A 17,942-nucleotide genomic window follows, 5' to 3' on the forward strand; every position below is an offset into this window, starting at 1 on the left:
CGCGATTTTTTGCAAGTACGAAAAACGCTTTATTTCAAATTCGTCAATACTTTTTCGATGTCTTTGAACACATCATTGATATCTTGATTTCCTTCGATATCATGAACTAAACCTTTGGCACGGTAGTGAGCAATGATTGGTTCACCTTGGGCAATATTCACATCCAAACGACGCTTCACTGTCTCAGGTTTATCATCTTCACGTTGGTAGTAATCCTCTTCTTTGTAGTCAACTGGTGGGTTGAAAACTTTGTGGAAGGTTTCACCTGTTTCGCGGTGAATGATACGGCCACTCAAGCGTTCCAAGAGACAGTCTGGATTCACTTCGATGTTGATTACTCCTTCAAGTTCAATACCAAGTTCAGCCAATGTTTCATCCAAGGCATGAGCTTGTTCAATCGTACGTGGGTAACCATCTAACAAGAAACCCGTTTCTTTGATATCGTCCTGTGAAAGGCGTTCTTTAACAATACCATTTGTAACTTCGTCTGGGACCAACTCACCTTTGTCAATGTATGACTTGGCGAGTACACCCATTTCAGTTTGATTAGCCATTGCAGCACGGAACATATCGCCTGTTGAGATATGTGCAACATGGAATTTCTCCACAATTTTAGCTGCTTGCGTTCCCTTACCTGCTCCAGGTAAGCCCATAATCAAAAGATTCATGATAGGATCTCCTTATTTTGTATTTAAATAGAAGCAGAAATCTATTTCAACCCCTATTTAAAAACAAAATAGAAGAGAGGAGATAAAAATCTGACAAAGTCTTCGATTTTTACACTCCACTCTCTGAGCAATAGTCAATTTTATTTCCTATTACAACTATTCTGTTGTATCCAAGAAACCAACATACTTACGTTTCAATAGGTAACCTTCTAGCTGTTTGATTCCTTCGATACCAGTTGAGATAATGATCAAAAGACTAGTTCCCCCAAAAGCAACAGCTTCTGAAAGACCAAAGACATCTTTTGCCACAATCGGCAAGATTGAAATCACACCAAGGAAGATTGATCCGACAGTCGCAAGGCGACGAAGAAGTTTCGACATGAATTCTTCAGTTCCCTTACCAGGACGGACACCATGAATGTAGGCTCCACTCTTTTGCAAGTTTTCTGCTGCTTTCTCTGGATTGATCTGTACAAATGTATAGAAGAATGTAAAGAGAATGATTAACAAGGCATACATAGCAACACCTGTCGGAGATGTTGTAGATAACATTTCCTGTGCTGTACGTACCCAAGCCCAATCATGACCTGTAGCACTCAAAAACTGAAGAATGGCTGCAGGTGCCGCTGTAATGGAACTTGCAAAGATAACTGGGATAACCCCCGCTGGGTTTACCTTCAATGGAAGGTATGAGCTTGATGGGGCTCCTTGAGCAACTTTTGTATATTGGATTGGAATTTTATATTCTGCCTGTTGAACATAGGTTGTAAAGTATACAATCAACAAGACAGCGATAATCAAAATAACGACAAAGATAATAGATGAAGTCAAACGGCTACTTGGAATATTGACGAAGTAGTCAACATAGATTCCTTTAATCATTTCAGGGATTGAAGCAACAATACCTGCAAAGATGATCATAGAAACACCGTTTCCGTATCCCTTATCTGTAATTTGTTCCCCAAGCCAAGTTACAATCATACTACCTGCTGTTAAGATGATCCCAATGGTAACAAAGACTTGCGGAGTTAAATCTGTCGTTAATAATTTCGCTCCAGATAGAGTATTAAACCCTGCTGTAATCCCAATAGATTGAACAAATGCAAGCACAAGTGCAATGTAACGAGTAGCCTGATTTAGTTTTCTCCGTCCCACTTCCCCTTGTTTGCCCCATTCTACAAACTTCGGTAAAATATCCATTTGTAGCAATTGAACAACGATAGAAGCAGTGATATACGGACTTACTCCGAGTGCAAAAACAGAGAAGTTCTTCATGGCATTCCCTGAAACAAGACTAAGCATGTTTAAGAAAGATAAACCACTGAGAGCTTCTAAACTTTTTGCATTCACCCCTGGAACAGTAATACTTGTCCCAATACGGAAAACAAGAATGATAAAAATTGTAAAGAGAATTTTTGATCGAACTTGTTTAACCTTGAGAGCTTCTTTTAATAATTTAAAAAACATGGGTCACCTCTCTTAGATGACTTCTACAGAACCACCTTTAGCAGTGATAGCTTCCTCAGCTGATTTAGAGAATTTAGCTGCTTTCACAGTCAATTTCTTAGTCAATTCACCGTTACCAAGAATTTTAACACCTGATTTTTCAGCTTTCACAATTCCTGCTTCGATAAGCACAACTGGAGTCACTTCAGCACCATCTTCAAAGACGTTCAATTGGTCAAGGTTTACAATTGCGTATTCTTTAGCGTTGATGTTAGTGAATCCACGTTTTGGAAGACGACGGAACAATGGAGTTTGTCCACCTTCAAAACCAAGGCGAACTCCGCCACCGCTACGAGCTTTCTGACCTTTTTGACCGCGACCAGATGTTTTACCGTTACCTGATGAAGTACCACGACCAACACGGTTACGTACTTTACGAGAACCTTCTGCAGGTTTCAATTCATGAAGTTTCATTTTAATTTTCTCCTCTTTTGTAAAATGCTAGCGCCGATAAGGGAGAAAAGGTTGTCTCCCTTATCAACTCGCCTATACATTTGTCATTTTAAATGACTATATCTAGTTTTAGGAGATGAGTATTGCCACATCCCCTAAAAATCATTAGTTTACTTCTTCAACTGTTACCAAGTGAGATACTGCAGTGATCATACCACGGATAGCAGCATTATCTTCTTTAATAACAGAGCTGTTCAATTTGCCAAGTCCAAGTGCTACAACAGTTTTACGTTGTGATGGAATGCGTCCGATTGGAGACTTAGTCAAAGTAATTTTAATTTGAGCCATTTTATCCCCTTTCTTATGCCAAATCAGAAACTGAAATACCACGAAGGGCAGCAACTTCTTCAGCGCGTTTCAATTGTTTCAAACCTTCAACAGTTGCGCGAACAATGTTGATTGGAGTGTTAGAACCAAGTGATTTAGATGTAATATCTGCCACACCTGCCAATTCCACAACGGCACGAACCGCACCACCAGCGGCAACTCCAGAACCTTCTACAGCAGGTTTCAACAATACTTTAGCTCCACCGAATTCTGAAAGAACTTCGTGTGGGATTGTTGTTCCAACCATAGGAACTTCAATCAAGTTTTTCTTAGCATCTTCTACTGCTTTGCGGATTGCTTCTGGAACTTCTTGAGCCTTACCAGTACCAAATCCTACACGACCGTTGTGGTCACCGACAACAACAAGAGCTGCGAAACGAAGACGACGTCCACCTTTAACAACTTTTGTAACACGGTTGACAGCAACTACGCGTTCTTCTAATTCAACTGCATTGTCTTTAAATGCCATTTTCTAGTGTCCTCCTATTAGAATTTCAATCCGTTTTCACGAGCTGCATCAGCCAAAGCTTTCACACGTCCGTGATATAGATATCCACCGCGGTCGAACACCACTTCTGAAATACCTTTAGCGTTTGCACGTTCTGCAACGAGTTTACCGACAGCAACGGCTTGTTCAGTTTTAGTTCCTTTTGAAACTTCTTTGTCAAGAGTTGAAGCACTTGCGAGCGTTACACCCGCTACGTCATCAATCACTTGAGCGTAGATGCCTGTATTAGAACGGAATACGTTCAAACGTGGGCGATCAGCAGTTCCAGAGAGTTTTCCGCGAACGCGACGGTGGCGTTTTTGACGGAGTTTGTTTTTATCTGGTTTAGAAATCACAGTTTTCACCTCTTTAGTTTTAAATCGCGTGCTATGCACAAAGTTGGAAAATAGGTTGGTGGTTAAAAATCAACCACTCAACATTATTTACCTGTTTTACCTTCTTTAAGACGAACGTACTCTCCAACGTAACGAATACCTTTACCTTTGTAAGGTTCTGGTGAACGAAGGCTACGTACGTAAGCAGCTGTTTGACCAACCACTTCTTTTGAAATTCCGCTAACAACGATTGTTGTTGGGTTTGGAAGTTCAAAAGTAATTCCTTCTGGAGCTTCAACTTCGTCTGAATGAGATTTACCAACAGCCAAAACAAGTTTAGATCCCTGAAGTTGTGCACGGTAACCAACCCCGCGCATTTCAAGTTCTTTCTTGAATCCTTCTGATACACCAATTACCATGTTATTCAAAAGGGCACGAGTAGTTCCGTGGATAGTTTTCATTTCTTTTGAATCGTTTGGACGGTGAAGAGTCACTTCAGTACCTTCCACGCGAATTTCAATATCTTTTGAGAACTTACGAGTAAGTTCTCCTTTAGGTCCTTTTACAGTTACTACGTTGTCATTGTTAGTGACTTCAACACCAGCAGGCAACACGATAACTTTATTACCAATACGTGACATGTTTATTTTCTCCTGTTAAATTGTCAGGCCTTGACGGCCAGTTTTCACGGGGTTAAATCGATTTCTCGATTTAAAGGAACATTTAGGTTTCAATTTCAAAGTGAATCTAGGCATCGTCTCGCAGGCATAACTTTGGGTTAGGCAAGAGACGATAACGAAGAGTCACAAAGAAATTGGGAGCTAAATATTACCAAACGTAAGCGATAACTTCTCCACCAACGTTCTTTTGACGAGCTTCTTTATCAGTAAGCAAACCTTCAGAAGTTGAAAGGATAGCAATTCCAAGTCCGTTAAGTACTTTTGGAAGATCTTCACGTTTTTTGTAGACACGAAGTCCTGGTTTAGAAACACGTTTCAAGTTAGTGATAACTTTTTCACCGTTTGGTCCGTATTTAAGGAATACACGGATGATGCCTTGTTTGTCATCTTCGATGATTTCAACGTTTTTTACAAAACCTTCGCGTTTAAGGATTTCAGCAATCCCTTTTTTGATGTTTGATGCAGGTACTTCAAGTACTTCGTGTTTCGCTTGGTTAGCGTTACGAATACGAGTTAGGAAGTCTGCGATTGGGTCAGTCATAACCATTTTACTTTTCTCCTCTTACTAGTAGTTTGCAAGTTGCACTTGCTAGTTAATGATTGAGCTGGGCTCAGATAGTATTGACACATTCAAATGAGAGAACTCTTATTTGAACACGAGCTACAACCTGGGCAAAAAAGATAAATTTGTTTTGGAGCATCGCTCCTTCACCAAATTTCCTATTTTTGCTGTGGTTGTTACGCTCTTTGTATCATGATATTACCAAGATGCTTTTGTTACACCAGGAATTTGTCCTTTGTAAGCTAATTCACGGAAGCAAACACGGCAAAGTTTAAATTTGCGGTAAACTGAATGTGGACGACCACATTTTTCACAACGAGTATAAGCTTGAGTAGAGAACTTCGCTGGACGTTTGTTCTTAGCAATCATTGATTTTTTAGCCATTAGATTTACCTCCTATATTATTTTGCAAAAGGCATTCCAAGGCCTGTAAGCAATGCGCGTGACTCTTCGTCAGTGTTAGCAGTTGTTACGATAACGATGTCAAGACCACGAGTTTTGTCAACGTCATCAAAGTTGATTTCTGGGAAGATCAATTGTTCTTTCACACCAAGAGTGTAGTTTCCGCGTCCATCAAATGATTTTGTTGGAACACCGTGGAAGTCACGCACACGTGGAAGTGAAACTGAAACCAATTTATCCAAGAATTCGTACATACGTTCCCCACGAAGGGTAACTTTTGCACCGATCGCTACACCTTCACGAAGACGGAAGCCGGCGATTGATTTTTTAGCTTTAGTGATAAGTGGTTTTTGACCTGAGATAAGCGCCAATTCTTCAGCAGCTTTTTCAAGGCTTTTAGCGTTTGATACAGCTTCACCAACACCCATGTTCAAAACGATCTTATCTACTTTAGGCACAGCCATCACTGATGAGTAGTTGAATTGTTCTGTCAAAGCAGGAACTACTTCATTAAGATATTTTTCTTTTAAACGATTTGCCATTATACTTCTCCTTTCCTTCGTGATTAATCAAGCACTTCGCCTGATTTTTTGTTGTAGCGAACTTTTTTACCGTCTACAAATTTGTAACCAACACGACCAGCTACACCATTTTTGTCCAATACTTGAACGTTTGATACGTGGATAGCTGCTTCTTTCTCGATGATACCACCTTGAGGAAGCTCGTTAGTTGGACGTTGGTGTTTCTTAACGATGTTAACACCTTCAACGATAACTTTGTTTACTTTTGGAAGGGCAGTAAGGACAACAGCTTCTGTTCCCTTATCTTTACCAGCGATTACGCGAACTTTGTCGCCTTTTTTTACAAACATTAGGTTTCTCCTTGATTTTTCTTACGCCCACAAGGGCACCCTAGCTTGAAGCTAGGGGACTAGTTTGTTTCTAAAAATTAAAGTACTTCTGGAGCAAGTGACACGATCTTCATGAAGCCACCTTCACGCAATTCACGTGCAACTGGGCCAAAGATACGTGTTCCGCGAGGAGTTTTGTCATCACGGATGATAACAGCTGCATTTTCGTCAAACTTGATGTATGAACCATCAGCGCGACGAGCACCTGATTTAGTACGAACGATAACAGCTTTTACAACGTCACCTTTTTTAACCGCACCACCAGGAGTAGCTTGTTTTACAGATGCCACAATGACATCACCGATGTTCGCAAATTTACGTTTAGAACCACCAAGAACTTTGATAGTCAAGATTTCGCGTGCACCGCTGTTGTCTGCGACTTTCAAACGAGTTTCTGTTTGAATCATTTCAGTTTTCTCCTTTCAGGCTTGATTAGATGATAACCGCTTCTTCAACAACTTCTACAAGACGGAAACGTTTTGTAGCTGAAAGCGGGCGAGTTTCCATGATACGTACGATATCGCCTTCTTTGGCAACATTGTTTTCATCATGTGCTTTGTATTTTTTAGAGTAGTTAATACGTTTACCATAGACTGGGTGGTTACGTTTTGTTTCAACTACAACTGTGATTGTCTTGTCCATTTTGTCAGATACAACACGTCCAACAAGAACTTTACGATTATTGCGTTCCATTGAAATTTCTCCTTCCCTAGTCTATTATTTCGCTTCAGATTGAACTGTTTTGATACGAGCGATTTGTTTTTTAACTTCTTTCAAGCGAGCTGTTTGTTCCAATTGACCAGTAGCAGCTTGGAAACGAAGTTCAAACAATTCTTTTTTCAATTCGTTTTCGCGCTTCGCGAGTTCTTCTTGAGAAAGACCACGAAGTTCTTTAACAAATTCTTTTACTTCATTAAGTTTCATGCCTTCTCCTTATTCTGCTTCACGTTTTACGAATTTAGTTTTAACTGGCAATTTGTGGCTAGCAAGACGAAGCGCTTCACGTGCAATCTCTTCAGATACACCAGCGATTTCGAACATCACTTTACCACGTTTAACTGGTGCTACCCAACCTTCAGGTGCCCCTTTACCAGATCCCATACGCACACCGATAGCTTTAGCAGTGTATGATTTGTGTGGGAAGATTTTAATCCAAACTTTACCACCACGTTTCATGTAACGAGTCATGGCGATACGAGCAGCTTCGATTTGGCGGTTAGTGATCCAGTGGCTAGTTGTAGCTTGAAGACCGTATTCACCGAATGCTACTTCTTTTCCACCTTTTGCTTCACCGCGCATTTTTCCACGGAATTCACGACGGTGTTTAACACGTTTAGGTACTAACATTGGTTATTTACCTCCTTTAGTGTTTTTACGAGCTGGAAGAACTTCACCACGGTAGATCCATACTTTAACACCAAGTTTACCGTATGTAGTATCTGCTTCTTCCCAAGCGTAATCGATATCTGCACGAAGTGTGTGGAGTGGAACAGTTCCTTCTGAGTATCCTTCAGCACGGGCAATATCTGCACCGTTCAAACGACCTGATACTTGAGTTTTGATTCCTTTAGCTCCAGCACGCATTGCGCGTTGGATTGCTTGTTTTTGTGCACGACGGAAAGCAACACGTTGCTCCAATTGACGAGCAATTCCTTCACCTACAAGGTGAGCATCCAAATCAGGTTGTTTGATTTCGATGATGTTGATGTGTACTTGTTTTCCAGTCAATTTGTTAAGTTTTGCACGGAGTGCATCAACGTTAGCGCCACCTTTACCGATAACCATACCTGGTTTAGCAGTGTGAAGTGAAACGTTAACTTTGTTCACTGCGCGTTCGATTTCGATAGTTGAAACTGCTGCGTCAGCAAGTTCTTTTTGAACGAATTTACGGATTGCAAGATCTTCATGAAGGTAATCCGCGTATTCTTTTTCAGCATACCATTTGGCATCCCAATCACGGATGATGCCGACACGCATACCAATTGGATGTACTTTTTGACCCACGATGTTACCTCCTTATTTTTCTGCAACAGCCACAGTGATGTGAGCTGTACGTTTGTTGATTGGTGAAGCTGAACCTTTCGCACGTGGACGGAAACGTTTCATAGTTGGTCCTTCGTTTGCGAATGCTTCAGATACTACCAAGTTAGCTTTGTCCAAACCAAAGTTGTTTTCAGCGTTAGCTACAGCTGAATTCAAGACTTTCAAGATGATTTCAGCAGCTTTGTTTGGTGTGAATGTCAAGATTGCAATAGCATCGGCTACGCTTTTACCACGGATGTTGTCAAGAACAAGACGTGATTTACGAGGTGAAACACGTACTGTACGAGCCATTGCTTTAGCTGAAGTAATTTCTGCCATTTATGTTCTCCTTATTTTCTACGTGTTTTCTTGTCGTCTGCAGCGTGACCTTTGTAAGTACGAGTTGGTGCAAATTCACCAAGTTTGTGACCTACCATGTCTTCTTGGATGTAAACAGGTACGTGTTTACGTCCGTCATAAACTGCAATAGTGTAACCAATGAAACTTGGGAAGATCGTTGAACGACGTGACCAAGTTTTGATAACTTTTTTCTTTTCGTCGTTAGCTTGAGCTTCAACTTTTTTCATCAAATGCTCATCGACGAAAGGTCCTTTTTTAAGACTGCGTCCCATTTTTATATTTTCTCCTTTAAATGTTGTACCACAGCGGCTTGCGCTCACATGGAGCGCTACCGAGCTGGCGGATTTCCTAGTTGCTTAGGCGACTAGTTTACTATTATTTCTCGTTGCGACGACGAACGATAAGTTTGTCAGATTTCGCTTTCTTGTTACGAGTTTTAAGACCAAGAGCAGGTTTGCCCCATGGAGTAGATGGCGCTTTACGACCAACTGGTGCTTTACCTTCACCACCACCGTGTGGGTGATCGTTAGGGTTCATTACAGAACCACGAACTGTTGGGCGGATACCTTTCCAACGGCTACGTCCTGCTTTACCAAGGTTTACAAGTCCATGTTGTTCGTTTCCGACAACACCAACTGTAGCACGACAAGTTCCAAGAATCATACGAACTTCGCCAGATTGAAGACGAACAAGAACGTATTTACCTTCTTGACCCAATACTTGGGCAGAAGCACCAGCAGCACGTACCAATTCTCCACCACGACCTGGTTTCAATTCGATGTTGTGGATCAAAGTACCAACTGGGATGTTAGCAAGTGGAAGAGCGTTTCCGACTTTGATATCTGCTTCAGGACCTGAAACGATACGTTGACCAACTTCAAGACCTTTTGGAGCGATGATGTATGCTTTCACACCGTCAGTGTAGTGTACAAGAGCGATGTTTGCAGAACGGTTTGGATCGTACTCGATAGTTTTAACAACTGCTTCAACGTTGTCTTTGTTACGTTTGAAGTCAACCAAACGGTAGAAACGTTTGTGTCCACCACCTTGGTGACGAACAGTGATACGACCGTTGTTGTTACGACCAGCCTTGCTCTTCAAAGCAACAAGCAATGATTTTTCAGGAGTGCTTGTTGTGATTTCAGCGAAATCCAAAGAAGTCATATTACGGCGACCGTTTGTTGTTGGTTTATAAACACGAATTCCCACGATATTTCCTCCTTAGATTATTCAGCTTCAGCAGCGAACAACTCGATTGCTTTTGAATCAGCTGTAAGTGTGATGATAGCTTTTTTAGTTTTGTTAGTAAAACCAGTGTAACGTCCAACACGTTTTGCTTTTGGTTTTACGTTGATTGTGTTAACGTTGGCAACTTTAACACCTTCGAAAGCAGCTTCAACAGCTTGCTTGATCAAAAGTTTGTGTGCACGAGTGTCAACTTCAAATACATATTTTCCTGCTTCAAGTTGAGCCATTGAGCTTTCAGTGATGACAGGTTTTTTGATAACATCATACAAATTCATTATGCAAGAACCTCCTCGATTTTAGAGATAGCTGCTTGTGTGACAAGAAGTTTGTCGCTATTTGCGATGTCAAGAACACTTGCAGTTGTAGCAGTCGCAACTTTCACATTTGGAAGGTTACGAGCTGAAAGAGCTGCGAATTCGTTTCCTTCTTCAAGAATAACAAGGACTTTAGAATCGATGCTCAATGCTGCAAGAACTTTTGCAAATTCAGCAGTTTTTGGAGCTGTAAATTCAAGAGAATCAACGGCTACAAATTTGTTTTCAGCAACTTTTTCAGAGTAAACTGATTTAAGAGCTAGGCGACGAACTTTTTGTGGAAGTTTGTAGCCGTATGAACGTGGAGTTGGTCCGAAGACAACGCCACCACCACGCCATTGTGGTGAGCGGATAGAACCTTGACGAGCACGTCCAGTTCCTTTTTGACGCCATGGTTTGCGTCCACCACCTGATACTGCAGAGCGGTTTTTAACAGCGTGTGTTCCTTGACGAAGGCTTGCGCGTTGGCTGATGATCACATCAAACACAACTGATTCATTTGGTTCGATACCAAATACTGCATCGTTAAGAACAACTTGGCCAGCTTCTTTACCAGTTTGGTCAAATAATGTTACGTTTGCCATTGTGACTGATTTCCCCTTTCTTTATTATTTACCAGCTTTAACTGCTGATTTGATAGTGATAAGAGATTTCTTAGCACCTGGTACGTTACCTTTGATAAGGATAACGTTCTTTTCTGGAACAACTTGTACAACTTCTAGGTTTTGAATTGTTACGCGGTCGCCACCCATACGTCCTGCAAGGTTTTTACCTTTGAATACGCGGTTAGGTGCAACAGGTCCCATAGAACCTGGACGACGGTGGTAACGAGAACCGTGAGCCATTGGTCCACGTGATTGTCCGTGGCGTTTGATAACACCTTGGAAACCTTTACCTTTAGAAGTACCAGTTACGTCAACAACGTCTCCAGCTGCGAATGTTTCAACTGTGATTTCAGCACCAACTTCCAAGCCTTCAACGTTTTTGAATTCACGAATGAAGCGCTTAGGAGCCGTGTTAGCTTTCGCTACATGTCCTTTAGCAGGTTTGTTGCTCAATACTTCGCGTTTGTCATCGAAACCAACTTGGATAGCGTTGTATCCGTCTGTTTCTACAGTTTTAACTTGAAGAACAACGTTTGGAGTTGCTTCAATAACTGTTACAGGGATCAATTCGCCAGCTTCAGTGAAGATTTGAGTCATTCCCACTTTTTTCCCTAAGATTCCTTTTGTCATGAGAAAATAGTTCCTTTTCTATATTTTTTATTCAAAAAGTTTTTAACGAGCGTTTTTTATGCTCAAGGTATCAAGCTTTAGATTAAAGTTTGATTTCTACGTTTACACCACTTGGAAGATCCAATTTCATCAACGCATCAACTGTTTTTTGAGTTGGGTTAACGATATCGATCAAACGTTTGTGTGTACGCATTTCAAATTGTTCGCGAGAGTCTTTGTATTTGTGAGTCGCACGAATGATTGTGTAGAGGCTACGTTCAGTTGGAAGTGGGATTGGACCCGCAACTTGTGCACCTGTACGAGTAGCTGATTCTACGATTTTTGCAGCCGCTGTATCAAGCGTACGGTGTTCGTAAGCTTTCAAACGGATACGGATTTTTTTGTTTGCCATCTTTTTCTCCTTTTCGTCTATTTAAGATAATAGGCTAGCTCCACAAGAAAACCGACGCGCGTTGCGTGGCAATGCAACCGAGCGTGTCGCAACCTCTTGCATCAAAGCTAAGGCTGTAATTTACAGCACCATAATAGAATAACACAAAGCCCCTGCGATTGCAAGGGATTTGTTAGGTTTTTTTCGTTTTTTTAGGATGAAACTGTTTTCTCTTTTTATCTTTCCAAAATTACGGATTTATATCTATAAAAAACTACCTTTTCTTCTATATAATGTGTGTCATTTTGACCTTGAGTTTATCTTCTGATTGATCTACTAAAATGTCCGCTTTAGACTCGGTTTCTCTATAGTAACGCAGATACTGCTCTCGTCTCATCTGATGGCTAGCTAGTATAAAGGAAGCATCGCGATTTCTCATAGTCGTATCTCGAGCTAGGCGCCTCTTTAACTCTGTTTCTTCATCCGTGTAGAAACAGATGGTTTTGTCAAAGAGTTCCTTGGGTAGAAAGCCCACAGACATCCCTTCAACAATAAGAAGCGGCTTGGCTCCAGACAAGATTTCACTAGCCTTCCATGGTTCATCGATTGTCAAGACATCCATACCTGCCTGCAAGGCGAGAATATCTCTCTGTAAACTTGCCAGTTCATGCGCCACTGGGAGACAAGCTGTCACCTTTTGATCTGGCGCTTGCTTTGGTACTACCAGATGACGTTCTGAAGTGATATAGGGATCTGTTTCTAGCAAATTTACTGTAGTAGAATCTAGGGTTTGATATAATTCCTGTGCGAAGGTTGACTTGCCTGAAGCCCCATGACCGTATATCCCCAGCGTCCTAATTCTTCCCGTTTCGATCTCTGAAACCAGTTGTTCTATCAGGTCTTTTTTCTTCATTCTCTCTTCACCTGTTCATAGCTTTCTTTTCCGTCATTAAGCTTGTCCCAAATCACCACTTGCCCTCTTTTGAGGGATTTTTGCACATCAATAATTCGTTGATTAGAAGACCCTCGAAACTGGAGCATAAGATTGCGCTTGCTTTTGTCATACCGTCCATCGACAAGGATGTCAATCAATGATAAGAGTTCCAGTTTATCTGGAGTCTCCAGCATCATTTCCTCCCAAGTGTAGCCGGTCCATGACCAGATGTCTTTGTCTGGCAATTCCTTTCGAATGCGTTTAACGAGTGGTAAGAGAATGCCCGTATTAAGAAAGGGCTCTCCTCCTAGCAAGGTCAAGCCTTGAACATAGGGCTGGGCAAGGTCTTCCATGATCTGTTCTTCTAACTCTGGCGTATAGGGAATGCCTGCGTTGAAAGACCAAGTCGCAACATTATAGCACCCCTCGCAGTGGAACATACAGCCTGCGACATAGAGGGAGTTGCGCACGCCTTCTCCATCCACAAAGTTAAAGGCCTTGTAGTCAATGATTCGCCCTTTACTAAGTTCCTCACTTTTCCATTCACCTGGTTTTGGTGTATTCCATGTCATCCTTCTACTCCAAATCTATCCAGTAACGTTCTACGCCATTGCGAACACCCTCAAACGCCCCATCATTTGCCACAATCACCGCTCTACTAGCTGGGTTTTCCGCACTACAGGTCACAAGCGCTTTTTTGATGTTCTTTTCCTTGGCAACTTGCAGGCCTTGTCTGAGTGATTCTTTCGCATAACCTTTGCCTCTTTCAGATGGACGAATGGAGTAGCCAATATGGCCCCCATTTTCTAGTAAGTAGTCATTTAATCGGAGACGAAGGTTGAGAAAGCCAAGAGCCTGGCCTGCTACGTCAAAACTAACCAGCTGGATAGCAGGAACCCAGTTTTCAGGAATATTGAGTCCCGCTTCCGCTTGAAGATTATCTTCTAGCCACTCTTCATAAACAAAATTGTTGGCGTTCCAAAACCCACCATCGTGGGCTGATTGAGTCTGTTCAAACTCTGCCATCATCTCTAAAACTGTTTCTTTATCTGCCAATGTTGGCCTGCGTAGTATCATTTTCACCTCCAATTAAGAGAAAAGCGAGAGCTGACTCTCACTTTTCTTTTTTCTTGTTCTTGTTTAAAAACTGTTCTCTAAGATTGAGCAAGCGTTCTTTTTTGCCCGTCCCACCTTTAGAATGTTTTTCATGATAACGAGTCACTTGAGCGCGTCCCTTATCATCCAATTGGTATTTCCCCATTCCGTCTCTTTCTAGTTTGTTACTTTATGTCCAGGTGTCTTAATGGTTGAACCATTCATATGTTTCACACGCGCAGCGATTTCCTTATGGCGCCCATTGACCATCGGACGAGCCTGAGGGTTACCTAGATAGCCACAAGTTCGTTTGACTACATCTACTGTTTTAGGGTCGCTATTCCCACAGTTTGGACAAGCAAAGCCCCTCTCTGTCGGTTCAAAATCCCCTTCAAAGTCACACTTATAACAATGATCAATCGGAGTATTGGTCCCTAGATAGCCTACACGATTATAGGCGTAGTCCCAGACAGCTTCCAAGGCTTTTGGATTTTGTTGGAGAACTGGATACTCACAGTAGTGGATGAAACCACCTGTTGCACCTGCTTCTGGATAAGCCTTCTCAAAGTCCAATTTTTCAAACGGCGTTGGATTTTTACGAACATCATAGTGGAACGAGTTGGTGTAGTATTCCTTGTCTGTAATATCAGGAATAGAACCGAACTTTTCTGTATCCAAGCGACAGAAGCGATCTGTTAGACTTTCAGACGGTGTCGAGTAGATAGAGAAATGGTAGCCATATTGGTCAGACCACTCTTCCACCCGACGTTTCATATCGCGAATGATATCCAGTGTGAATTCCTTGGCTTCTGGATTGCTTTCCCAGCTATTGCCAAAGAAGACTGTCGCTACCTCGTACAAACCGATATAGCCCAATGAAACTGTCGCACGACGATTCTTAAAGAGCTGATCAACGCTCTCGTCTTTTCTAAGACGGCGTCCGAAGGCCCCGTACTGATAGAGAATAGGGGCGTTTGCTGGTGTTGCTTCCTTGGTCCGTTCAACACGGTAAACTAGAGCATCTTCTGCGATATTCATCCGCTCGTTGAAGATTTCCCAGAACTTATTCATGTCGCCCTCAGACTCAAGGGCAATGCGAGGAAGGTTGACCGTCACAACACCTAGATTCATCCGACCAGAATTGACTTCTACGCCATTTTCATCCTTCCATCCTTGAAGGAAAGAACGGCAGCCCATAGGTACCTTGAAAGAACCAGTCAACTCGATAATCTTATCATAGGATAAGACATCCGGGTACATCCGTTTGGTTGCACACTCGAGGGCCAACTGTTTGATGTCATAGTTTGGAGTCCCTTCTTCCAAGTTAAGGCCTCTTTTAAGCGTAAAGATGAGTTTAGGGAAGATGGCTGTGCGGTGTTCTGAGCCAAGACCCTTGATACGAATGGTCAAGATAGCTTTTTGAATTTCCCGTTCAAAACGACTAGTTCCTAGACCAAAACCGAGCGAAGTAAAAGGTGTTTGTCCATTTGAAGTGAAGAGGGTGTTGATTTCATACTCAAGAGATTGCATGGCATCATAGATATCTTTTTGGGTTTTCTTCCAAGCATAATCATCCCGTTTTTCAGGCAAGACCCATTCTTCCGCATCTTTGAGGTGCTTTTGGTAATTCTTCTCTGCATAAGGTGCCAAGACTTCATCAATACGGTCAGCTGAACAGCCCCCGTATTGGCTAGAAGCAACGTTGGCGATGATTTGTGAAATCTGAGCTGTCGCAGTCTGGATAGACTTGGGACTCTCTACCTCTGCATTCCCAATCTTAAAACCATTTTCCAACATCCCTTTAAAATCAATCAAACAGCAGTTAGTCATCGGAGTGTAGGGGCTGTAGTCCAAGTCATGATAGTGGATATCCCCTTTCTGGTGAGCATTGGCTACGTGCTTAGGAAGCATTTGCAATCCGATTGATTTCCCCACAATCCCTGCTGTCAAATCACGTTGAGTATTAAAGACATCGCTGTCTTTATTGGCATTTTCATTGACAACCGCTTGATCTTTATTGAGAAGTTTATGAATGCTAAAGTTGATATCTGTCGCTTTTGAGCGCTCAAAATCCCTCTGTGTCCGATAGGTGATATACTCTTCAGCCAAGGCATATTCTTTGGCTTCAAGAAGTTCATGTTCTACGATATTCTGAATCTCATAAATCTTCACACCTTTAGGGAAACGACTGTGAATTTCGGTAACGATTCTTTCAACTAGACCATTTAGGCGTTTTTCTACTAGAGGCGTAACGTCCATAACTTTTTCTGCCGCCTTGTGGAGAGCCTTGTCAATCTTGTCTACATCAAATACTACACGTCTACCATCTCGTTTTTCAACGAACAAGGTGGGAACGGTTGCAAGCTTTTCTTCTAATACAATCATATCCATGCTCTTTTCTAAAATATTGTTAAATAGTTTATATTCAGTATTATACCACTCTAAAAATAAAAATCAATATCTTGTGTTAAAAATACTAAAATTTTTAAAATTCCACAAGATATTGATTTTGTTATTTGAATTTATAAAGCTTAAACTCGCTAGTATCTGTCTGAACGAGCTCATATTTTTCACTGAGCCAGCTCTCTACATCTGACCACAAGGCAACTTTTTGATTGACCACAATCATCTTCGGTTCATTCTCTTTCAGGTCATTCATCAGTTTGGTTTTATTTTCATCGCTTGCAGTATAAAGTGTTGGTGTAGCTAGAGAGGTCGGTGCCAAGCGTTCGCTTGTACGATAGAAATCTGGACGATTATCCCATGCATAGACACGATCTTCAGAACTTGTTTGTTGTTTGACTACGCTAGCAAGTCGCTCTCTCTCCTGATAAGTCACCGGGTGCGAAAGGTAGCGACTCGCGATAGGGAGAACAATGAGGTAGACAAGGGCAATCAGTGGTAGATAGAAATTTCCTTTGAGGAAAGAGGCTTTTTTCTCACGTCTTCTTCTACGAGGACTGCCTCCATCAGAAACATTTTCTTTGATCCCTGTCAGAAGGAGCAAAGTCAAGAAAGGAAGGAGAGCAACGAGATGAGTACCGTTGACAGGTTCTTTTGAGAAAATCAAGTGCCCCAAAGAAAGCAATAAGCCCAAACTAGCAGCAATTGATAGGGAATACTGCTTAGCTGGTTTTGACTGGAACAAACCAGAAAAGAGCAAAGTAAGGGAACCTAGCCCAATGGCAAGTAAGCCGTAGAAGGCTGCATTTTCAAGCAAATGTGCATTTGAAAAGAGGCTAAGAGTATTTACTGGATACAAGGTCTGGCTAATGGCATCCCCAAAACTACCTGTTAATACTGTATAGTAGCCCAAAGGATAGAATAAGAGTGAGAACCCTAAGGCTGACGCAAAGAATTGATATAAGCCATGAACAAAGTGACCTTTGCCTAAGTTAAAACCGATAATTCCCAAGGCTAGTGTAGCTGCAAATAAGGCTGTTGGGATTGGCGAAAGGAAGAAAGCAAGTGCAAGGCTCATACCAACACGTAAAAATCCTTTGTCATCGTTTGGATAAGCTAGATAGTTCGTAACAATGCTAAGTGAATAAAATAAGAAAGGCAAGGCTAGCAAGAGAGCATAGCCACCACCAAAAGCGAGACCTGCTACCAACAAATTAAACACAAACACAAGCTGCTTGGCTTCTTCTACACGGCCTGTAAGAGTATCCGCAGATTTAAAAAGAAAAACACCTGCTCCAAACAAGGCCAACCACTCAACCAAAGCAATCAGAATACTGCCTTGTGAAAGATAGGCAAGCAGGTAATAGAGCAATCCCTCCGTCCCAAAATAATCGGTATACATTTGACCATTTTGATGCAAGGCCCAACCAGTATAAAGATCCTGAGTTTGTTGCGGGCTTACTAAACCAAAAATAAGGGGGATAACCACAGAAATAGCTGTAGCCACTAAACTCCAAAGCAAGATACTAAAAAAGGGAATCGGAGCTCCTTCTCGCTTTTCTGGAACGGACCAGTCTTGGTAATGAGATTTTTCTTGTTTCTCATCTATTTTCCCGTATACATTCATTCAA

At 41.7% G+C, this 17,942-nt stretch carries 29 protein-coding genes; all 29 read right to left on the reverse strand.

From position 1 onward, the window contains the following. Nucleotides 1-29 precede the first annotated feature (29 nt). The 29 genes from MK405_RS06140 to MK405_RS06280 all read right to left on the reverse strand — a co-directional run bounded on the left by MK405_RS06140 (nt 30) and on the right by MK405_RS06280 (nt 17,938). Nucleotides 30-668 (reverse strand): adenylate kinase, encoded by a 639-nt coding sequence (locus MK405_RS06140; protein ID WP_268704566.1) that lies wholly within the window; start codon nt 666-668, stop codon nt 30-32. A 156-nt stretch (nt 669-824) separates the two neighbouring features. After that, nucleotides 825-2,135, reverse strand: a complete 1,311-nt coding sequence (gene secY, locus MK405_RS06145) for a preprotein translocase subunit SecY (protein ID WP_268704567.1) — start codon at nt 2,133-2,135, stop codon at nt 825-827. Between the two features lie 12 nt (nt 2,136-2,147). Continuing rightward, nucleotides 2,148-2,588, reverse strand: coding sequence for a 50S ribosomal protein L15 (rplO, locus tag MK405_RS06150; RefSeq protein ID WP_000766089.1), 441 nt, complete (start codon nt 2,586-2,588; stop codon nt 2,148-2,150). A gap of 144 nt (nt 2,589-2,732) precedes the next feature. Next, nucleotides 2,733-2,915, reverse strand: coding sequence for a 50S ribosomal protein L30 (rpmD, locus tag MK405_RS06155; protein ID WP_000057241.1), 183 nt, complete (start codon nt 2,913-2,915; stop codon nt 2,733-2,735). 13 nt (nt 2,916-2,928) lie between these two features. After that, a complete protein-coding gene (rpsE, locus tag MK405_RS06160; RefSeq protein ID WP_000874204.1) occupies nt 2,929-3,423 on the reverse strand; it encodes a 30S ribosomal protein S5 in 495 nt (164 codons plus the stop codon). A 17-nt stretch (nt 3,424-3,440) separates the two neighbouring features. Continuing rightward, on the reverse strand, nt 3,441-3,797 hold the full coding sequence (gene rplR / locus MK405_RS06165) for a 50S ribosomal protein L18 (protein WP_000624044.1): 357 nt from the start codon (nt 3,795-3,797) through the stop codon (nt 3,441-3,443). Nucleotides 3,798-3,880: 83 nt separating this feature from the next. After that, nucleotides 3,881-4,417: a 50S ribosomal protein L6 gene (gene rplF / locus MK405_RS06170; protein ID WP_268704568.1), complete on the reverse strand. Its 537-nt coding sequence runs from the start codon at nt 4,415-4,417 to the stop codon at nt 3,881-3,883. A gap of 187 nt (nt 4,418-4,604) precedes the next feature. Next, nucleotides 4,605-5,003, reverse strand: coding sequence for a 30S ribosomal protein S8 (rpsH, locus tag MK405_RS06175; protein WP_000245504.1), 399 nt, complete (start codon nt 5,001-5,003; stop codon nt 4,605-4,607). Nucleotides 5,004-5,216: 213 nt separating this feature from the next. Continuing rightward, a complete protein-coding gene (locus MK405_RS06180) occupies nt 5,217-5,402 on the reverse strand; it encodes a type Z 30S ribosomal protein S14 (protein WP_001085697.1) in 186 nt (61 codons plus the stop codon). Between the two features lie 17 nt (nt 5,403-5,419). Beyond that, the gene (rplE, locus tag MK405_RS06185) at nt 5,420-5,962 is read right to left on the reverse strand and encodes a 50S ribosomal protein L5 (RefSeq protein ID WP_000013542.1); all 543 of its coding nucleotides are present in this window, start codon (nt 5,960-5,962) and stop codon (nt 5,420-5,422) included. A gap of 23 nt (nt 5,963-5,985) precedes the next feature. After that, nucleotides 5,986-6,291, reverse strand: coding sequence for a 50S ribosomal protein L24 (gene rplX, locus MK405_RS06190; protein WP_000497691.1), 306 nt, complete (start codon nt 6,289-6,291; stop codon nt 5,986-5,988). 77 nt (nt 6,292-6,368) lie between these two features. Continuing rightward, nucleotides 6,369-6,737, reverse strand: coding sequence for a 50S ribosomal protein L14 (gene rplN / locus MK405_RS06195; protein ID WP_000616547.1), 369 nt, complete (start codon nt 6,735-6,737; stop codon nt 6,369-6,371). A 25-nt stretch (nt 6,738-6,762) separates the two neighbouring features. Continuing rightward, nucleotides 6,763-7,023, reverse strand: a complete 261-nt coding sequence (rpsQ, locus tag MK405_RS06200; RefSeq protein ID WP_000440801.1) for a 30S ribosomal protein S17 — start codon at nt 7,021-7,023, stop codon at nt 6,763-6,765. A gap of 24 nt (nt 7,024-7,047) precedes the next feature. Further along, nucleotides 7,048-7,254: a 50S ribosomal protein L29 gene (gene rpmC, locus MK405_RS06205; protein ID WP_000772918.1), complete on the reverse strand. Its 207-nt coding sequence runs from the start codon at nt 7,252-7,254 to the stop codon at nt 7,048-7,050. Nucleotides 7,255-7,263: 9 nt separating this feature from the next. Further along, complete coding sequence (gene rplP, locus MK405_RS06210) at nt 7,264-7,677, reverse strand: 50S ribosomal protein L16 (protein ID WP_000960947.1); 414 nt, start codon at nt 7,675-7,677, stop codon at nt 7,264-7,266. A 3-nt stretch (nt 7,678-7,680) separates the two neighbouring features. After that, a complete protein-coding gene (gene rpsC / locus MK405_RS06215) occupies nt 7,681-8,334 on the reverse strand; it encodes a 30S ribosomal protein S3 (protein WP_000529936.1) in 654 nt (217 codons plus the stop codon). Nucleotides 8,335-8,346: 12 nt separating this feature from the next. After that, complete coding sequence (gene rplV / locus MK405_RS06220) at nt 8,347-8,691, reverse strand: 50S ribosomal protein L22 (RefSeq protein ID WP_000818137.1); 345 nt, start codon at nt 8,689-8,691, stop codon at nt 8,347-8,349. Between the two features lie 11 nt (nt 8,692-8,702). After that, on the reverse strand, nt 8,703-8,984 hold the full coding sequence (gene rpsS, locus MK405_RS06225; RefSeq protein ID WP_000533766.1) for a 30S ribosomal protein S19: 282 nt from the start codon (nt 8,982-8,984) through the stop codon (nt 8,703-8,705). 103 nt (nt 8,985-9,087) lie between these two features. Beyond that, nucleotides 9,088-9,921: a 50S ribosomal protein L2 gene (gene rplB, locus MK405_RS06230; protein ID WP_000512910.1), complete on the reverse strand. Its 834-nt coding sequence runs from the start codon at nt 9,919-9,921 to the stop codon at nt 9,088-9,090. Between the two features lie 17 nt (nt 9,922-9,938). Next, entirely contained in the window at nt 9,939-10,235 is a 297-nt protein-coding gene (locus tag MK405_RS06235) for a 50S ribosomal protein L23 (RefSeq protein WP_001055347.1), read from the reverse strand. Next, complete coding sequence (gene rplD, locus MK405_RS06240) at nt 10,235-10,858, reverse strand: 50S ribosomal protein L4 (RefSeq protein WP_000024539.1); 624 nt, start codon at nt 10,856-10,858, stop codon at nt 10,235-10,237. The genes MK405_RS06235 and rplD overlap by 1 nt, the downstream gene beginning before the upstream one ends. A 24-nt stretch (nt 10,859-10,882) precedes the next feature. Next, nucleotides 10,883-11,509 carry a 50S ribosomal protein L3 gene (gene rplC / locus MK405_RS06245; RefSeq protein WP_000160197.1) on the reverse strand — a complete coding sequence of 209 codons (627 nt, stop codon included), beginning with the start codon at nt 11,507-11,509 and terminating at the stop codon, nt 10,883-10,885. 82 nt (nt 11,510-11,591) lie between these two features. After that, nucleotides 11,592-11,900: a 30S ribosomal protein S10 gene (rpsJ, locus tag MK405_RS06250; protein WP_001284513.1), complete on the reverse strand. Its 309-nt coding sequence runs from the start codon at nt 11,898-11,900 to the stop codon at nt 11,592-11,594. A 265-nt stretch (nt 11,901-12,165) separates the two neighbouring features. Beyond that, complete coding sequence (locus MK405_RS06255) at nt 12,166-12,792, reverse strand: uridine kinase family protein (RefSeq protein WP_070837116.1); 627 nt, start codon at nt 12,790-12,792, stop codon at nt 12,166-12,168. Further along, a complete protein-coding gene (nrdG, locus tag MK405_RS06260; RefSeq protein ID WP_268704569.1) occupies nt 12,789-13,385 on the reverse strand; it encodes an anaerobic ribonucleoside-triphosphate reductase activating protein in 597 nt (198 codons plus the stop codon). The genes MK405_RS06255 and nrdG overlap by 4 nt, the downstream gene beginning before the upstream one ends. A 4-nt stretch (nt 13,386-13,389) precedes the next feature. After that, the gene (locus MK405_RS06265) at nt 13,390-13,890 is read right to left on the reverse strand and encodes a GNAT family N-acetyltransferase (RefSeq protein ID WP_096421595.1); all 501 of its coding nucleotides are present in this window, start codon (nt 13,888-13,890) and stop codon (nt 13,390-13,392) included. A gap of 37 nt (nt 13,891-13,927) precedes the next feature. Next, nucleotides 13,928-14,074, reverse strand: coding sequence for a hypothetical protein (locus MK405_RS06270; RefSeq protein WP_061598879.1), 147 nt, complete (start codon nt 14,072-14,074; stop codon nt 13,928-13,930). An 11-nt stretch (nt 14,075-14,085) separates the two neighbouring features. Then, nucleotides 14,086-16,293 (reverse strand): anaerobic ribonucleoside-triphosphate reductase, encoded by a 2,208-nt coding sequence (nrdD, locus tag MK405_RS06275; RefSeq protein ID WP_268704570.1) that lies wholly within the window; start codon nt 16,291-16,293, stop codon nt 14,086-14,088. Between the two features lie 127 nt (nt 16,294-16,420). Then, nucleotides 16,421-17,938 (reverse strand): damage-inducible protein CinA, encoded by a 1,518-nt coding sequence (locus MK405_RS06280; RefSeq protein WP_268704571.1) that lies wholly within the window; start codon nt 17,936-17,938, stop codon nt 16,421-16,423. Nucleotides 17,939-17,942 lie beyond the last annotated feature (4 nt).

The organism is Streptococcus oralis, from assembly GCF_026782345.1.
Taxonomy (GTDB): domain Bacteria; phylum Bacillota; class Bacilli; order Lactobacillales; family Streptococcaceae; genus Streptococcus; species Streptococcus oralis_CK.

What these genes read in the sequence shown, in the direction of transcription:
- MK405_RS06140 (WP_268704566.1), bottom strand. Translation starts at nt 668, where the DNA reads ATGAATCTTTTGATTATGGGCTTACCTGGAGCAGGTAAGGGAACGCAA.
- secY (WP_268704567.1), bottom strand. Translation starts at nt 2,135, where the DNA reads ATGTTTTTTAAATTATTAAAAGAAGCTCTCAAGGTTAAACAAGTTCGA.
- rplO (WP_000766089.1), bottom strand. Translation starts at nt 2,588, where the DNA reads ATGAAACTTCATGAATTGAAACCTGCAGAAGGTTCTCGTAAAGTACGT.
- rpmD (WP_000057241.1), bottom strand. Translation starts at nt 2,915, where the DNA reads ATGGCTCAAATTAAAATTACTTTGACTAAGTCTCCAATCGGACGCATT.
- rpsE (WP_000874204.1), bottom strand. Translation starts at nt 3,423, where the DNA reads ATGGCATTTAAAGACAATGCAGTTGAATTAGAAGAACGCGTAGTTGCT.
- rplF (WP_268704568.1), bottom strand. Translation starts at nt 4,417, where the DNA reads ATGTCACGTATTGGTAATAAAGTTATCGTGTTGCCTGCTGGTGTTGAA.
- rpsH (WP_000245504.1), bottom strand. Translation starts at nt 5,003, where the DNA reads ATGGTTATGACTGACCCAATCGCAGACTTCCTAACTCGTATTCGTAAC.
- MK405_RS06180 (WP_001085697.1), bottom strand. Translation starts at nt 5,402, where the DNA reads ATGGCTAAAAAATCAATGATTGCTAAGAACAAACGTCCAGCGAAGTTC.
- rplE (WP_000013542.1), bottom strand. Translation starts at nt 5,962, where the DNA reads ATGGCAAATCGTTTAAAAGAAAAATATCTTAATGAAGTAGTTCCTGCT.
- rplX (WP_000497691.1), bottom strand. Translation starts at nt 6,291, where the DNA reads ATGTTTGTAAAAAAAGGCGACAAAGTTCGCGTAATCGCTGGTAAAGAT.
- rplN (WP_000616547.1), bottom strand. Translation starts at nt 6,737, where the DNA reads ATGATTCAAACAGAAACTCGTTTGAAAGTCGCAGACAACAGCGGTGCA.
- rpsQ (WP_000440801.1), bottom strand. Translation starts at nt 7,023, where the DNA reads ATGGAACGCAATAATCGTAAAGTTCTTGTTGGACGTGTTGTATCTGAC.
- rpmC (WP_000772918.1), bottom strand. Translation starts at nt 7,254, where the DNA reads ATGAAACTTAATGAAGTAAAAGAATTTGTTAAAGAACTTCGTGGTCTT.
- rplP (WP_000960947.1), bottom strand. Translation starts at nt 7,677, where the DNA reads ATGTTAGTACCTAAACGTGTTAAACACCGTCGTGAATTCCGTGGAAAA.
- rplV (WP_000818137.1), bottom strand. Translation starts at nt 8,691, where the DNA reads ATGGCAGAAATTACTTCAGCTAAAGCAATGGCTCGTACAGTACGTGTT.
- rpsS (WP_000533766.1), bottom strand. Translation starts at nt 8,984, where the DNA reads ATGGGACGCAGTCTTAAAAAAGGACCTTTCGTCGATGAGCATTTGATG.
- MK405_RS06235 (WP_001055347.1), bottom strand. Translation starts at nt 10,235, where the DNA reads ATGAATTTGTATGATGTTATCAAAAAACCTGTCATCACTGAAAGCTCA.
- rplD (WP_000024539.1), bottom strand. Translation starts at nt 10,858, where the DNA reads ATGGCAAACGTAACATTATTTGACCAAACTGGTAAAGAAGCTGGCCAA.
- rplC (WP_000160197.1), bottom strand. Translation starts at nt 11,509, where the DNA reads ATGACAAAAGGAATCTTAGGGAAAAAAGTGGGAATGACTCAAATCTTC.
- rpsJ (WP_001284513.1), bottom strand. Translation starts at nt 11,900, where the DNA reads ATGGCAAACAAAAAAATCCGTATCCGTTTGAAAGCTTACGAACACCGT.
- MK405_RS06255 (WP_070837116.1), bottom strand. Translation starts at nt 12,792, where the DNA reads ATGAAGAAAAAAGACCTGATAGAACAACTGGTTTCAGAGATCGAAACG.
- nrdG (WP_268704569.1), bottom strand. Translation starts at nt 13,385, where the DNA reads ATGACATGGAATACACCAAAACCAGGTGAATGGAAAAGTGAGGAACTT.
- MK405_RS06265 (WP_096421595.1), bottom strand. Translation starts at nt 13,890, where the DNA reads ATGATACTACGCAGGCCAACATTGGCAGATAAAGAAACAGTTTTAGAG.
- MK405_RS06270 (WP_061598879.1), bottom strand. Translation starts at nt 14,074, where the DNA reads ATGGGGAAATACCAATTGGATGATAAGGGACGCGCTCAAGTGACTCGT.
- nrdD (WP_268704570.1), bottom strand. Translation starts at nt 16,293, where the DNA reads ATGATTGTATTAGAAGAAAAGCTTGCAACCGTTCCCACCTTGTTCGTT.
- MK405_RS06280 (WP_268704571.1), bottom strand. Translation starts at nt 17,938, where the DNA reads ATGAATGTATACGGGAAAATAGATGAGAAACAAGAAAAATCTCATTAC.